Annotated in this window: 10 protein-coding genes and 7 tRNA genes; 2 read left to right on the top strand and 15 right to left on the bottom strand. The window is 65.9% G+C overall.

The genetic code is table 11. The features are described from left to right. Nucleotides 1-28 precede the first annotated feature (28 nt). Complete coding sequence (locus tag LGM71_RS18480; RefSeq protein WP_124622398.1) at nt 29-907, top strand: AraC family transcriptional regulator; 879 nt, start codon at nt 29-31, stop codon at nt 905-907. A gap of 39 nt (nt 908-946) precedes the next feature. On the opposite strand, the gene LGM71_RS18475 is transcribed toward LGM71_RS18480, so the two are convergent. The 9 genes from LGM71_RS18475 to gltX form a co-directional block, all read right to left on the bottom strand. Continuing rightward, the gene (locus LGM71_RS18475; protein ID WP_124622689.1) at nt 947-1,411 is read right to left on the bottom strand and encodes a GNAT family N-acetyltransferase; all 465 of its coding nucleotides are present in this window, start codon (nt 1,409-1,411) and stop codon (nt 947-949) included. A gap of 316 nt (nt 1,412-1,727) precedes the next feature. Then, nucleotides 1,728-1,804 (bottom strand) — tRNA-Asp (locus tag LGM71_RS18470). Between the two features lie 73 nt (nt 1,805-1,877). Beyond that, nucleotides 1,878-1,953: transfer RNA gene (locus LGM71_RS18465), tRNA-Glu, on the bottom strand. A gap of 65 nt (nt 1,954-2,018) precedes the next feature. Beyond that, nucleotides 2,019-2,095: transfer RNA gene (locus LGM71_RS18460), tRNA-Asp, on the bottom strand. An 82-nt stretch (nt 2,096-2,177) separates the two neighbouring features. Next, nucleotides 2,178-2,253: transfer RNA gene (locus LGM71_RS18455), tRNA-Glu, on the bottom strand. A 63-nt stretch (nt 2,254-2,316) separates the two neighbouring features. Continuing rightward, nucleotides 2,317-2,393: transfer RNA gene (locus tag LGM71_RS18450), tRNA-Asp, on the bottom strand. A gap of 82 nt (nt 2,394-2,475) precedes the next feature. Beyond that, nucleotides 2,476-2,551 (bottom strand) — tRNA-Glu (locus LGM71_RS18445). Between the two features lie 140 nt (nt 2,552-2,691). Next, nucleotides 2,692-2,767 (bottom strand) — tRNA-Ala (locus LGM71_RS18440). Between the two features lie 127 nt (nt 2,768-2,894). After that, nucleotides 2,895-4,304: a glutamate--tRNA ligase gene (gene gltX / locus LGM71_RS18435; protein WP_226115750.1), complete on the bottom strand. Its 1,410-nt coding sequence runs from the start codon at nt 4,302-4,304 to the stop codon at nt 2,895-2,897. Between the two features lie 280 nt (nt 4,305-4,584). Here gltX and LGM71_RS18430 point away from each other — a divergent pair, with 280 nt between their 5' ends. Next, the gene (locus LGM71_RS18430; protein WP_059679314.1) at nt 4,585-5,511 is read left to right on the top strand and encodes a patatin-like phospholipase family protein; all 927 of its coding nucleotides are present in this window, start codon (nt 4,585-4,587) and stop codon (nt 5,509-5,511) included. 146 nt (nt 5,512-5,657) lie between these two features. Here the strand turns inward: LGM71_RS18430 and LGM71_RS18425 are convergent, their stop codons facing one another. From LGM71_RS18425 to LGM71_RS18400, 6 genes are all read right to left on the bottom strand, one after another. Beyond that, nucleotides 5,658-6,332: a C40 family peptidase gene (locus LGM71_RS18425; RefSeq protein WP_124622394.1), complete on the bottom strand. Its 675-nt coding sequence runs from the start codon at nt 6,330-6,332 to the stop codon at nt 5,658-5,660. A gap of 128 nt (nt 6,333-6,460) precedes the next feature. Continuing rightward, on the bottom strand, nt 6,461-8,083 hold the full coding sequence (locus LGM71_RS18420; RefSeq protein ID WP_151050171.1) for an ABC transporter ATP-binding protein: 1,623 nt from the start codon (nt 8,081-8,083) through the stop codon (nt 6,461-6,463). Continuing rightward, nucleotides 8,080-9,177 (bottom strand): ABC transporter permease, encoded by a 1,098-nt coding sequence (locus LGM71_RS18415; RefSeq protein WP_124903431.1) that lies wholly within the window; start codon nt 9,175-9,177, stop codon nt 8,080-8,082. Before LGM71_RS18415 ends, LGM71_RS18420 begins: the two co-directional genes overlap by 4 nt. Nucleotides 9,178-9,252: 75 nt before the next feature. Continuing rightward, entirely contained in the window at nt 9,253-10,296 is a 1,044-nt protein-coding gene (locus LGM71_RS18410; RefSeq protein WP_059599481.1) for a microcin C ABC transporter permease YejB, read from the bottom strand. 52 nt (nt 10,297-10,348) lie between these two features. Beyond that, on the bottom strand, nt 10,349-12,232 hold the full coding sequence (locus LGM71_RS18405) for an extracellular solute-binding protein (protein ID WP_226115748.1): 1,884 nt from the start codon (nt 12,230-12,232) through the stop codon (nt 10,349-10,351). Nucleotides 12,233-12,413: 181 nt separating this feature from the next. Beyond that, the gene (locus LGM71_RS18400; RefSeq protein WP_059599493.1) at nt 12,414-12,776 is read right to left on the bottom strand and encodes a hypothetical protein; all 363 of its coding nucleotides are present in this window, start codon (nt 12,774-12,776) and stop codon (nt 12,414-12,416) included. Between the last annotated feature and the right edge of the window lie 2 nt (nt 12,777-12,778).

Below are 12,778 nucleotides of genomic sequence, written 5' to 3'. Positions count from 1 at the left end.
CATCGCCGCCGAGCCGACCGAATCGTCCATGAATCCGCCTGCCCAAGCCGACGCATCGAATCCCTACGACGTCATCGACATCCCGCCCGAGTTCGCGCCGACCCGCGTCCATCCGATGCGCGTAAGGGCGCGGCAGGTGGATGCCGGCCGCCGGATCCCGCTGCACACGCACGCGTGGGCGCAACTTGCGTATGCGTCGCGCGGCGTGCTGCGCGTCGCGACGACCGGGACGACCTGGATGGTGCCGCCTTCCCGAGCGATCTGGGTGCCGCCGCACGTCACGCACGAGGTCGTGATCGTCGAGGAAGCGTACTTGCGCACGCTGTATATCGACGAGTCGGTCGTGCCGGACGGGCTCGACGCATGCCGGGTCGTCGAGGTGACCGGCCTGCTGCGCGAACTGATCGTCGCACTCGACGCGCGCGACCTGAGCAGCGAACGCGAACGGCTGCTGTGCGGGCTCGTGCTCGACGAACTGAGTCGCGCCGAACCGCTGCCGCTCGCGGTGCCAATGCCCGACGAGAAGCGGCTGCGCCTGCTGTGCGAGTCGGTGCTCGCGCAACCCGCGCACGCGGAATCGCTCGAACACTGGGCGGGTGAGGTCGGCGCAAGCACGCGCACGATTTCGCGGCTGTTCAAGCAGGAACTGGGCGTGAGTTTTTCGCAGTGGCGGCAGCAGGCGCTGCTCGCGCGCGCGATTCCACTGTTGAACCAGGGGCGTCCTCTGTCACATATCGCGCGTGAGCTCGGCTACCAGAGTCAGAGCGCGTTTTCGGCGATGTTCCGGCGCGCGTTCGGCGAAAGCCCGCGCGCATTCATGCTGCGCGGCTATGAGCATCGCGGCTCGGAAGACGGCATCGCCACCGACGACATCCCCGACGACGACGCGATCGGCACTGCACGCTGACCGTCGCCAGGTTGCCTCCGGCCTTGTGCCGTTGCGCATTCAGACTGCGCGCACCATATGACGGATCGATCCGAGCTGCGCCAGCCTGGGCCCGGTGACGCGGTACCCCATGCGCTGGTAGAGTTTCGCGGCCGGATTGTCGACGAACACGCGCAACTGCAGTTCGTGCAGCCCGCGGGCGCGCGCCCAACGATGCGACATGTCGAGCATGTAGGTGCCTGCACCCTGCCCGCGATGGCCGGCTGCGATCTGCACGTCGCGAATGTGCAGCGAATCGCCCTCCTCGGTCACGCGCAGCACGCCGATGCGTTGACCGTCGGCTTCCAGGATGAAGTTTTCGGATTCGCGCCAGCTCGCATAGAACAGATCGCTGCGCCAGACGAGGCCGTGGCGCTTGTAATAGCCGCCCATGTTGCCGTGCGTGAGCGCCTCGGCAAAGGGAAAATCGCCAGGCTCCGCTGGCCGGAGCTGATACAGCAATCGCAGGTCGGTCGGATCGAGCATCGCGCGGGGGTCAAGTACGCATCCCGCCACGATAGCGCAGTCGCGGGCGGATGCAATCGCGAATTTCTCGTAGCGACGCGCGGATCGGCGATGCAAATGAAAAAGCCCGCGCGAGGCGGGCTTTTTCATTTCTCGGCGGAGCGGACGGGACTCGCCTACATCCCGCAGGCCGCGGCTGCGCGTGCACGCGCAGCCCTTCGAGTCCCGCCGGAAGCCGCGCAGGCGACTTCCTCCACTCCGCAATCACGCGCCCGCAAGCGGGCACGAACGGAAACGCAAATGAAAAAGCCCGCACGAGGCGGGCTTTTTCATTTTCTGGCGGAGCGGACGGGACTCGAACCCGCGACCCCCGGCGTGACAGGCCGGTATTCTAACCGACTGAACTACCGCTCCAGTCTTGCTTCTTGCCTGGCAGGCGTCGGTTACTTCCTGCCGGCGCATCGTTTGTTCGAACGACGCCGAAATCTGGCGTCCCCTAGGGGATTCGAACCCCTGTACTCACCGTGAAAGGGTGATGTCCTAGGCCTCTAGACGAAGGGGACAACGTACTGCTTACATCTTTAATGCAAAAGCCCGTTCAAAACGTTCATTTGAACGGGCCATGTTCTGGCGGAGCGGACGGGGCTCGAACCCGCGACCCCCGGCGTGACAGGCCGGTATTCTAACCAACTGAACTACCGCTCCAGCTTTCTTTACTCTCACCCGCAGGACCTCGTTCACGCCCTGCGAGCGTTGCGACACTTCTACTACGAAACGCCGCTGAATCTGGCGTCCCCTAGGGGATTCGAACCCCTGTACTCACCGTGAAAGGGTGATGTCCTAGGCCTCTAGACGAAGGGGACAAGGCACTGCTTACACCTTTAATACAAAAGCCCGCTCAAAAACGTCTTGAACGGGCTTCGTTCTGGCGGAGCGGACGGGACTCGAACCCGCGACCCCCGGCGTGACAGGCCGGTATTCTAACCGACTGAACTACCGCTCCAACTTTCTGCACCGTTACCTGCAGGACGTCGGTTACGTTCTGCAAGCCTCGCGACACTTCTACTACGAAACGCCGCTGAATCTGGCGTCCCCTAGGGGATTCGAACCCCTGTACTCACCGTGAAAGGGTGATGTCCTAGGCCTCTAGACGAAGGGGACATAATCTTTTCAGATCTGTCTGACTTTCGCTATTCACTCATCATCAACAGCGAAGGCCGAAATTCTAACTGCTTTAAATCATTTTGTGAAGCATTTATTACTACCACCACTGCTTCGCAAATCAATCCATTCTGCTCTGATGGTGGAGGTAAGCGGGATCGAACCGCTGACCTCTTGCATGCCATGCAAGCGCTCTCCCAGCTGAGCTATACCCCCTTGCAGAACAGAAATGAGATTATATGGACCGAATTTGAACTTGTAAATACCCTTTTTGCGATTCGAGCGAATTTTTTTGCGAAGCCGCCGTGATGTCATGCACGGGCGGCTTCGCCCCGCCCCAACCTCAGGCCAGCGCACCCTCGATGCGCGACACCACGATGTCCCGACCGAACAGTACGAGCACCGCGTCGATCGACGGCGTATGCGTCGTGCCCGCCACCAGCAGGCGCACCGGCATCGCGAGCTGCGGCATCTTCAGCTTGTGCGCGCCGAGCGTCGCCTTCAACGCGGCGGACACCGCCTCCTTCGTCCACTCGGCTGCCTTCAGCGCAGTGACGAGATCGGCCAGCGCCGGGCGCACCGCATCGGTCACGTGCTGCGCGAGCGCGTCGGCGTCCGGCGCCGGCACGCGGTAGAACATCGCGGCACCTTCGGCGATCTCCTTGACCGTCGTCGCGCGATCCTTCATCAGGCCGACCACCGCGTCGAGCGCCGGGCCCGTCGCAATCGCCGCATCGTCGATGCCGAGCGCCGCGAGGAACGGTTTCGCCAGCGCGGCGAGGCGCGCGTTGTCCGCTTCCTTGATGTAATGGGCGTTCAGCCAGCTCAGCTTGCTGTGATCGTATTGCGCGGGCGACTTGCCGAGATGCTCGAGGTCGAACCATTCGACGAACTGCTCGCGCGAGAAGATTTCGGCGTCGCCGTGCGACCAGCCGAGACGCGCGAGGTAGTTGACGACCGCCTCCGGCAGGAAGCCCGCGTCGCGATACGCCATCACGCTCATCGCGCCATGCCGCTTGCTCATCTTCTCGCCCTGCTCGTTCAGCACGGTCGGCAGGTGCGCATAGACGGGCGGCTCGCCGCCGAGCGCGCGCAGGATGTTGATCTGGCGCGGCGTGTTGTTCACATGGTCGTCGCCACGGATCACGTGCGTGATGTTCATGTCCATGTCGTCCACGACCACGCAGAAGTTGTAGATCGGCGTGCCGTCCGGACGCGCGATCACGAGGTCGTCGAGCTCCTCGTTCGAGATCTCGACACGCCCCTTCACCGCGTCGTCCCACACGACCGTGCCGGTCAGCGGGTTGCGGAACCGCAGCACGGGCTTCACACCGGCCGGCGGCTCGGGCAGGACCTTGCCCGGCTCCGGACGCCACGTGCCGTCGTAGCGCGGCTTGAGGCCAGCCTCGCGCTGGCGTTCGCGCAGCGCGTCGAGTTCCTCGGCCGACATGTAGCACGGGTACGCGAGCCCCTGCTCGAGCATCTGCGCGAGCACCGCGCGATAGCGGTCCATCCGCTGCATCTGGTAGATCGGGCCTTCGTCGAAATCCAGGCCGAGCCACTGCATCCCCTCGAGGATCGCGTCGACGGCTTCCTGCGACGAACGCTCGACGTCGGTATCCTCGATACGCAGCACGAACGTGCCTTTCATCTTGCGCGCGAACGCCCACGGATAGAGCGCGGAGCGGATGTTGCCGAGGTGGATGAAGCCGGTGGGACTCGGCGCGAAGCGGGTACGGACAGGACGGGTCATAAACGGTAACTCGAACGCCTGGGGCGCATGAATGATTCGACGCGGGATCGACGGCGACAGCCCGGACAGCAATGGGGCCGGCCGCGCCCGGAACGGGAAAGAAGCCGGAATTATACTCGCGCCGGTCTTCGCGCCAAGCGCGCCGCTTGCTTTATGATGTGCGCGCCGCGGCCGCCAGCCGGCGCCGCGCCGGCCGCCCGGTTTCTGCCGCACGGCCGCTCGGAACCTATCGCCGCCGCGGGCCGCCCGGCCCGCCGCCAAGCCGCCGGAGAACCACACGATGTCGTCCCCTCGCCTGTCGCGCCGTCACTTCACGATCGCATGCGCATCCGCCAGCCTCGCCGCTTGCACGTCGTTCGGCGACAAGTCCCGCCCCGACAACGCCGCGAATCCCGCGCAGTCGCGCGAGAAGCCCGTGAAGATCGGCATCGCGCTCGGCGGCGGCGCCGCCCGCGGCTTCTCGCACATCGGCGTGCTGAAAGCGCTGGAGGCGCGCGGCATCCCGGTCGAGATCGTCGCCGGCACGAGCGCGGGCTCGGTGGTCGGGGCACTGTACGCGTCGGGGATGAGCGGGCTGCAGATCAACAAGATCGCGCTCGACATGGATCAGGCGGCGATCAGCGACTGGGCGCTGCCGTTCCGCTCGCGCGGGCTGCTGCAGGGCATCGCGCTGCAGAACTTCCTGAACAAGACGCTCAACAACCGGCCGATCGAAAAGATGGCGAAGCCGCTCGGCGTCGTCGCGACCGACCTGCAGAACGGCCAGCCGATTCTGTTCCAGCAGGGCAATACGGGGCTTGCGGTGCGCGCGTCGTGCAGCGTGCCGTCGGTGTTCGAGCCCGTGAAGATCGGCAACCGCGAATACGTCGACGGCGGTCTCGTGAGCCCGGTGCCCGCGTCGTTCGCGCGCAAGATGGGCGCGAACTTCGTGATCGCGGTCGACATCTCGTCGCGACCGGACGGCGCGGCGACCAGCAACCCGATCGAGATGCTGCTGCAGACCTTCACGATCATGGGTCAGACGATCAAGACCTACGAGCTCGACAAATACGCGGACGTCGTGATTCGCCCGAACCTCGCGGCGATGGGTGGCAGCGACTTCAACCAGCGCAACGCGGCCATCCTCGCGGGCGAAGAAGCGGTCGCGCGCATCATGCCCGAGTTGCAGCGCAAGCTTGCGGCAGCCCGCGGGGCAGCAGCGGCATAAGCGGACGCATCGCGGGGCACGACGTGTAACGGGCCGCCACCGGCGCCGACGCCCCCCCAACCCGCCGCTTCCGCGCGCCCCAAAGCAAAAAACCCTGCCGCCTTTCGGTGACAGGGTTTTTTCATCCGGCCGATCGCCGGCGTGCGTCAGTTGCTGCCGTTCGCCGCGTCGTCGCCGATCGTCGCGCGCACGCGTTGGCGCAGGTCGTCGGCCTTCATCGGGAACGCCGATTCGATCCGGCGGGCACCGGTGAAACGCTTTTCCCAGTAGCCGCTGTCGAGATCGTCGACGCGAACCGTGCTGCCCGTCGACGGCGAATGCACGAACTTGTTGTCGCCGATGTAGATGCCGACGTGCGAGAACGTACGGCGCATCGTGTTGAAGAACACGAGGTCGCCCGGCTTCAGGTTGCTCATGCTGACCTTCTCGCCGACGCGGCTCATCTCTTCCGCGCGACGCGGCAGCGACATGCCGAGCGTGTCCTGGAACACGTAGCGCACGAAGCCACTGCAATCGAGGCCGGAATCCGGCGAGTTACCGCCCCAGCGGTAGCGCACGCCGATCATGTTCAGCGCGCCGACGACCACGTCGCCTGCCTTGCCGGCCATGCCGGCGAGGAACGACTTCGCGCCGCCGCTCGACGGCTGCGCGCTGGTCTGCTGGAGGGACGAATTCGACCCGATTTGAGTCGAATTCGTGACATTCTGGTTAAAACTGCTGACTTCGTCGGCGAACGCGACGGGAGCTGCTGCGAACAGGGCGCCGATGAACAGCCCGGCGAGGGTGCGCGCGCATGCCTGGGTCAGGGATCGATGCTGCATTGGTCGATGGAATGTGCTTAAAAATCAGCTGATTGGCGGAAAATTTCGGTCGATACTAGCCAGCGCGTAATCGTTTGTCAAAACAAATTAAAAAATACAATCGAGATAGTCAGACCATTGGACGCCTATCACGCTTTCCAGACCGCTTTCAACAGCTTTTGTGTGTAAGGATGTGACGGTTTCGTGAAGATATCGGCCACGTCCCCGGACTCGACGATCGCCCCGCCCTGCATCACCGCGACCCGATGCGCCATCGCGCCGATCACCTCCAGATCGTGGCTGATGAATACATAGCCGAGGTTGTATTTCTGTTGCAAATTCGCGAGCAGTTTCAGCACCTGCTGCTGGATCGACACGTCGAGCGCGGAAGTCGGTTCGTCGAGGATCAGGATGCGCGGCTCCAGCACGAGCGCGCGCGCGATTGCGATGCGCTGGCGCTGCCCGCCCGAGAATTCGTGCGGATAGCGATGCAGCACCGTGCGGTCGAGGCCGACTTCGCGCAGCACGGCCAGCGACTTCGCGCGGCGCGCGTCCGGCGTCAGCTCCGGGCGATGCAGTTCGAGCCCCTCGCCTACGATCCGCTCGATCGTGTGACGCGGCGACAGCGAGCTGAATGGATCCTGAAAGACGACCTGCATGTTCGAGCGCAGCGCGGTCTGTTCGCGGCCACGGTAGGTCGACAGCGCGCGCCCCTGGAATTCGATCTCGCCGTGCGCCGTCCGTTGCAGCCCGAGCAGCGCCATCGCGAGCGTCGACTTCCCTGAACCGGACTCGCCGACGATCCCGAGCGTCTCGCCCTGCCGCACCGACACGGACACGTCCGCGACCGCCGTCACGGGCGTCGTGCCGAACCAGCCCGCGAAGCCCGGCCGCTTGCGCGCGAACTGCACGCTGACGTGGCGCGCTTCGAGCACGACGGGCGCGATCGGCAGCACCGACGCGACCGTGCGCTGCGGCCGGCTATTCAGCAGCCGCCGGGTATACGGATGCTCCGGCTCCGCGAAGATCCGCTCGACCGACCCGCTTTCGACCAGCTTGCCGCGCTCCATCACCGCGACCCGCTCGGCGAAGTGCCGCACGAGGTTAAGGTCGTGCGTGATCAGCAGGATCGCCATCCCGCGTTTTTCCGCCTCCTCGCGCTGCAACTCGAGCAGCAGATCGACGATCTGCGCGCGGATCGTCACGTCGAGCGCCGTGGTCGGCTCGTCCGCGAGCAAGAGGCGCGGCCGGCACGCGAGCGCCATCGCGATCATCGCGCGCTGCCGCTGGCCACCCGACAACTGATGCGGGTAACTGTCGACGCGCTTCTCCGGCTCCGCGATGCCGGTGCGCGCAAGCAGCGCGATCGCGCGCTTGCGCGCCTCCCCCGCCGTCACGCCGTCGTGCAGCACGATCGTCTCGCCGATTTGCGCGCCGATCGTGTACAGCGGGTTGAGCGCCGTCATCGGCTCCTGGAAGATCATCGCGATGGCCGAGCCGCGCAGCCCGCGCATCTCGCGCTCGCTCTTGCCGGCGAGGTCGTGCCCGGCGAAGCGGATCGTGCCGCTCACGTCGGCGTCGCGCAGCAGCCGCAGGATCGACAGCGCGGTCACGCTCTTGCCCGACCCCGACTCGCCGACGAGCGCGACGCGCTCTCCGCGGCCGATCGCGAGCGTCACGTCGTCGACGGCCACCGTGTCGCCGAAACGCACGTGCAGATGCTCGAGCGACAGCAGCGGTTCGCCCGCGTTCGATACGACCGTGTCGCTCATCGCTGGCCTCCTGCCGCGCGCACCGAGTCGGCGATCCGCGTGTCGAGCGCGTTGCGCAGCGCATCGCCCATGAAGGTCAGCAACAGCAGCGTCGTGACCAGCACGCCGAACGTCGACAGCGAGATCCACCACGCGTCGAGATTGCCCTTGCCCTGCGCGAGCAGCTCGCCGAGGCTCGGCGTCGGTGGTGGCACGCCAAGCCCGAGGAAGTCGAGGCTCGTGAGCGCGAGGATCGCACCGCTCATCCGGAACGGCAGGAACGTGATCACGGGCGTCATGCTGTTCGGCAGCACGTGGCGCCAGATGATCTGCCAGTTCGTGAGCCCCATCGCGCGGGCCGCCCGCACGTAGTCCTGCGTGCGGTTGCGCAGGAACTCGGCACGCACGTAGTCGGCCAGGCCGATCCAGCCGAACAGCGACAGCAGCACGATCAGCAGCAGGAAGCTCGGCTCGAAGATCGATGCGAAGATGATCAGCAGGTACAGCTCGGGCAGCGAACTCCAGATCTCGATCAGCCGTTGCCCCACGATGTCGATGCGTCCTCCGAAGAAGCCCTGCACTGCGCCAGCGGCGATCCCGAGCAACGTGCCGATAGCGGTCAGGATCAGCCCGAACTCGACCGACACGCGGAACCCGTACACGAGCCGCGCGAGCAGGTCGCGCCCCTGCGCGTCGGTGCCGAGCCAGTTCGCGCGCGACGGCGGCGCCGGGTTCGGCACGGTCGAAAAGTAATTCAGCGTGTCGTAGTAATAGCGGTTCGGCGGATAGACGACGAAGTTGCCCGGCGCCTCGAGCCGCTTGCGGACATACGGATCGAGATAGTCGGCCGGCGTCGGGAAGTCACCGCCGAAGGTCGTCTCCGGATACGCATGGAACATCGGGAAATAGGTCTGGCCGTCGTAGCGCACGACGAGCGGCTTGTCGTTCGACCATAGCGGTGCCGCGAGGCTCGCGGCGAACGCGACCGCAAAGATGACGAAGCTCCAGTAGCCGAGGCGCTGCTGGCGAAAGCGCTGCCAGACGCGGCGCGCGGGCGATGGTGACACGCGCGCGCGCGCCGCGTCGATGCGGGACGACACGACGGCCCGGTTCATCGCGCACCTCGCCCGGCGAGCGCGGGCAGGCGGACAGGCGCGCCGACGAACGGCGTGCTGGCGGACGGTTTCATGTCAGCGCTCCAGATTGTCGAATTGAATGCGCGGGTCGACCCACACGTAGCAGAGGTCGGAGATCAGCTTGGTCGCGAGCCCGATCAGCGTGAACAGGTACAGCGTGCCGAGCACGACCGGATAGTCGCGCCGCACGACCGACTCGTACGACAGCAGCCCGAGGCCGTCGAGCGAGAACAGCGTCTCGATCAGCAGGCTGCCCGTGAAGAATGCGCCGATGAACGCGGCTGGAAACCCGACGATCAGCGGCAGCATCGCGTTGCGGAACACGTGCTTCCACAGCACGGTGCGCTCGGCGAGCCCTTTCGCGCGCGCGGTCAGCACGTACTGCTTGCGGATTTCGTCGAGGAACGCGTTCTTCGTGAGCATCGTGATGACCGCGAAACTGCCGACGACCGATGCGGTGATCGGCAGCGCGATGTGCCACAGATAGTCGAGCACCTTGCCGGCGAGCGACAGCTGGGAAAAGTTGTCCGATGTCAGCCCGCGCAGCGGGAACAACTGCCAGAACGTCCCGCCACCGAACAACACGAGCAGCAGCACGCCGAGCACGAAGCCCGGAATCGCATAGCCGACCAGCACGATGAGGCTCGTCGCGACATCGAACGGCGAACCGTTGCGCACGGCCTTCGCGATGCCGAGCGGCACGGAGATCAGATAGGTGACGAAGAACGTCCACAACCCGATGCTGATCGACACCGGCAGCTTCTGCACGATCAGCGACCACACGCTCTGGTGGCGGAAGTAGCTATCGCCGAGATCGAAGCGCGCGAAGCGCTTCAGCATCAGCCAGTAACGCTCGAGCGGCGGCTTGTCGAAGCCGTACAGCGCCTTGAGCTGTGCGAGCTGCTGCGCGTCGACGCCGGTATGCGCACGCATCCCGAACGGCGCCGCGCCCTGTTCCGTCGCGCCCTTGCGCAGTTCCTGCACGGCCTGTTCGACCGGGCCGCCCGGCACGAACTGGATCACCGCGAACGTGAGCGTGAGCACGCCGACGAGCGTCGGGATCATCAGCAGCAGGCGTTTGAGGATGTAGCTCCACATAGGGCGTCGACTCGCGATCGATAGGCTGGGTTGAACGAAGGGCCGGCAGGCTTCAGTGATCGGGCTTGGCCCACCAGGTCGACACGACCCAGCCCTCGGCCGAATAGTACAGCGGCAGCGTCTGCGGATAGCCGAGCGTGCGCTTGTAGGCGATCCGGTGCGTGGTGCTGTACCACTGCGGGACCGCGTAATAGCCATGCATCAGCACGCGATCGAGCGCATGCGTCGCGTCGAGCAGGTCGTCGCGCGTCTGCGCGGCGCCGAGCGCATGCAGCAGCGTGTCGACGGCCGGCGACTTCAGGCCGATGATATTGTCGGAGCCCGGCTCGTCGGCGAACTTGCTGGCGTAGCGCGAGAACTGCTCCGCGCCCGGCACCTGCACGCCCGGCAGGCGGACCGTCGTCATGTCGTAGTCGAACGCGTCGAGCCGCTTCTGCAGCAGCGCGTAATCGGCCGTGCGAAAGCGCGCGTCGATGCCGAGCTTCGCGAGATTGCGCTGGTAGGCGGTCACGACGCCTTCCATCGCCGCGCCCGAATCGTCGAGAATCTCGAACGTGAACGGCTCGCCCTGCGCGTTGCGCAACGCGCCGTCGTGGTAGGTCCAGCCGGCCTGCGCGAGCAGCGCGCGCGCCTTCAGCAGATTCGCGCGCAGCGAGCCCGGCGGGTTTGTGTTCGGTTGCGTGACCATCGGCCCGAACACGGCCGGGTCGAGCTGCGCGCGCAACGGCTCCAGCAGTTTCAGCTCGCCCGGACCCGGCGTACCGGTCGCCTGCAGGTCGGTATCGGCGAAATAGCTGTCGAGGCGCGTGTACGCGCTATAGAACAGCTGGCGGTTCAGCCATTCGAAGTCGAACGCGAGATCGAGCGCCTGGCGCACGCGCACGTCGCGAAACTGCGGGCGGCGCAGGTTCATGAAGAAGCCCTGCATGCCCGCGCCGTTGTGCTGGCGGAATTCGCGCTTGACGAGCTCGCCGCTGTCGAAGCGCTTGCCGACGTCGCGTCGCGTCCAGTTGCGCGCGATGTATTCGACCAGCACGTCGTACTCGCCGGCCTTGAACGCCTCGAGCCGCGCGACGCCGTCGCCGTACAGCTTGTAGACGATCCGCTCGAAGTTGTCGGTGCCGATCCGCACCGGCAGATCGGCGCCCCAGTACGCGGGATTGCGCCGGTACGTAATGGTGCGGCCGTTGTCGTAGCGCTCGATCAGGTACGGGCCGCTGCCGATCGGCTGTTCGAACGCGAGCTGGTCGAACGGAATCCGCGAACCGTCCGCGCGCAGCCCCCACTTGCGCGAAAACACCGGCACGCCGCCGGCGATCAGCGGCAGCTCGCGGTTCGCGCTGCGGAATTCGAAGCGCACGGTCGCGGGGTCGACCGCCACGGCCTTCGCGATTTCGGCGAAATATGCGCCGAACTGCGGTGCGGCCAGCTTGCTCTTGAGCGTGTCGAACGAGAACCGGACGTCCTCGGCCGTGACCGGATCGCCGTTCGAGAAGCGCGCGCGCGGATTCAGGTGGAACGTGACCGAGCGGCGGTCCGGCGCGATCGCGATGTCGTCGGCGAGCAGCCCGTAGGCGGATGACGGTTCGTCCATGCTGCCGGTCGCCAGGCTCTCGAACAACATGTCGACGCCCGGCGCAGGGTTGCCGCGCATCGTGAACGGATTGAACTTGTCGAACGACGTCAGCCGGTTCGGGTTCGCGAGCACGAGCGTGCCGCCCTTGGGCGCGTCCGGGTTCACGTAGTCGAAATGCTTGAAGCCCGGCGGATATTTCGGCTCGCCGTACTGCGCGATCGCATGGGCCGCGTGCGCGGCCGTCGCGGCGAGTACCGCCTGTATTGCCCATGCTGCCGCCGTGCGGCCGGCGGCACGTACTGCACGCGCGGCGCCGAAGCGGGTGCGCGCGGCGGCGGCCCGGGGCGAACCCTTCGTCATAGAGGCCCTGTCGGTCGATTGAGGGATGGAACGTGGGTCGATTCTACCCATTCAATTCGACGTCGAGCCAGCGTGCGGCTTTTCGCGCGTGGCGCCAACGCATCGCGACCGCCGCGCGCGGCACGCGCAGGCAAAAGAAAACCGCCTCGCGGGCGGTCTTCATCTCATGCGCGCATGTCGATCAACGCCAGCCGTTGTGGCGGCCGTTATCCCAATGACCGTGACCGCGATCGCCGCCCCAGCCGCGGCCATGATGGCGATACCACTCGTCGCGGCCCCAGTAGCGGCGGCCGTCCCAGTAACGATCGCCGTGCCAGCCGATCACGATCGCCGGTGCCGGCGCGTAGACGGGCGCCGGTGCATACACGGGCGCCGGCTGGTAGACGACCGGCGGAGGCGGCGGCGCATACACGGGCGCGGGCGCGACGTAGACCGGAGCCGGCACGCCGACGTTGATCCCGACATTGACTCCCGCCATTGCTGCGCCCGACACGAGCAAGGCCGTCATACCGGTCAAGAGCGAGGCAATACGCAAAGTCTTCATGG

The organism is Burkholderia sp. AU33545 (assembly GCF_020419685.1).
Lineage (GTDB): Bacteria > Pseudomonadota > Gammaproteobacteria > Burkholderiales > Burkholderiaceae > Burkholderia > Burkholderia diffusa.
This window is presented reverse-complemented; position numbering and strand designations above follow the sequence as displayed.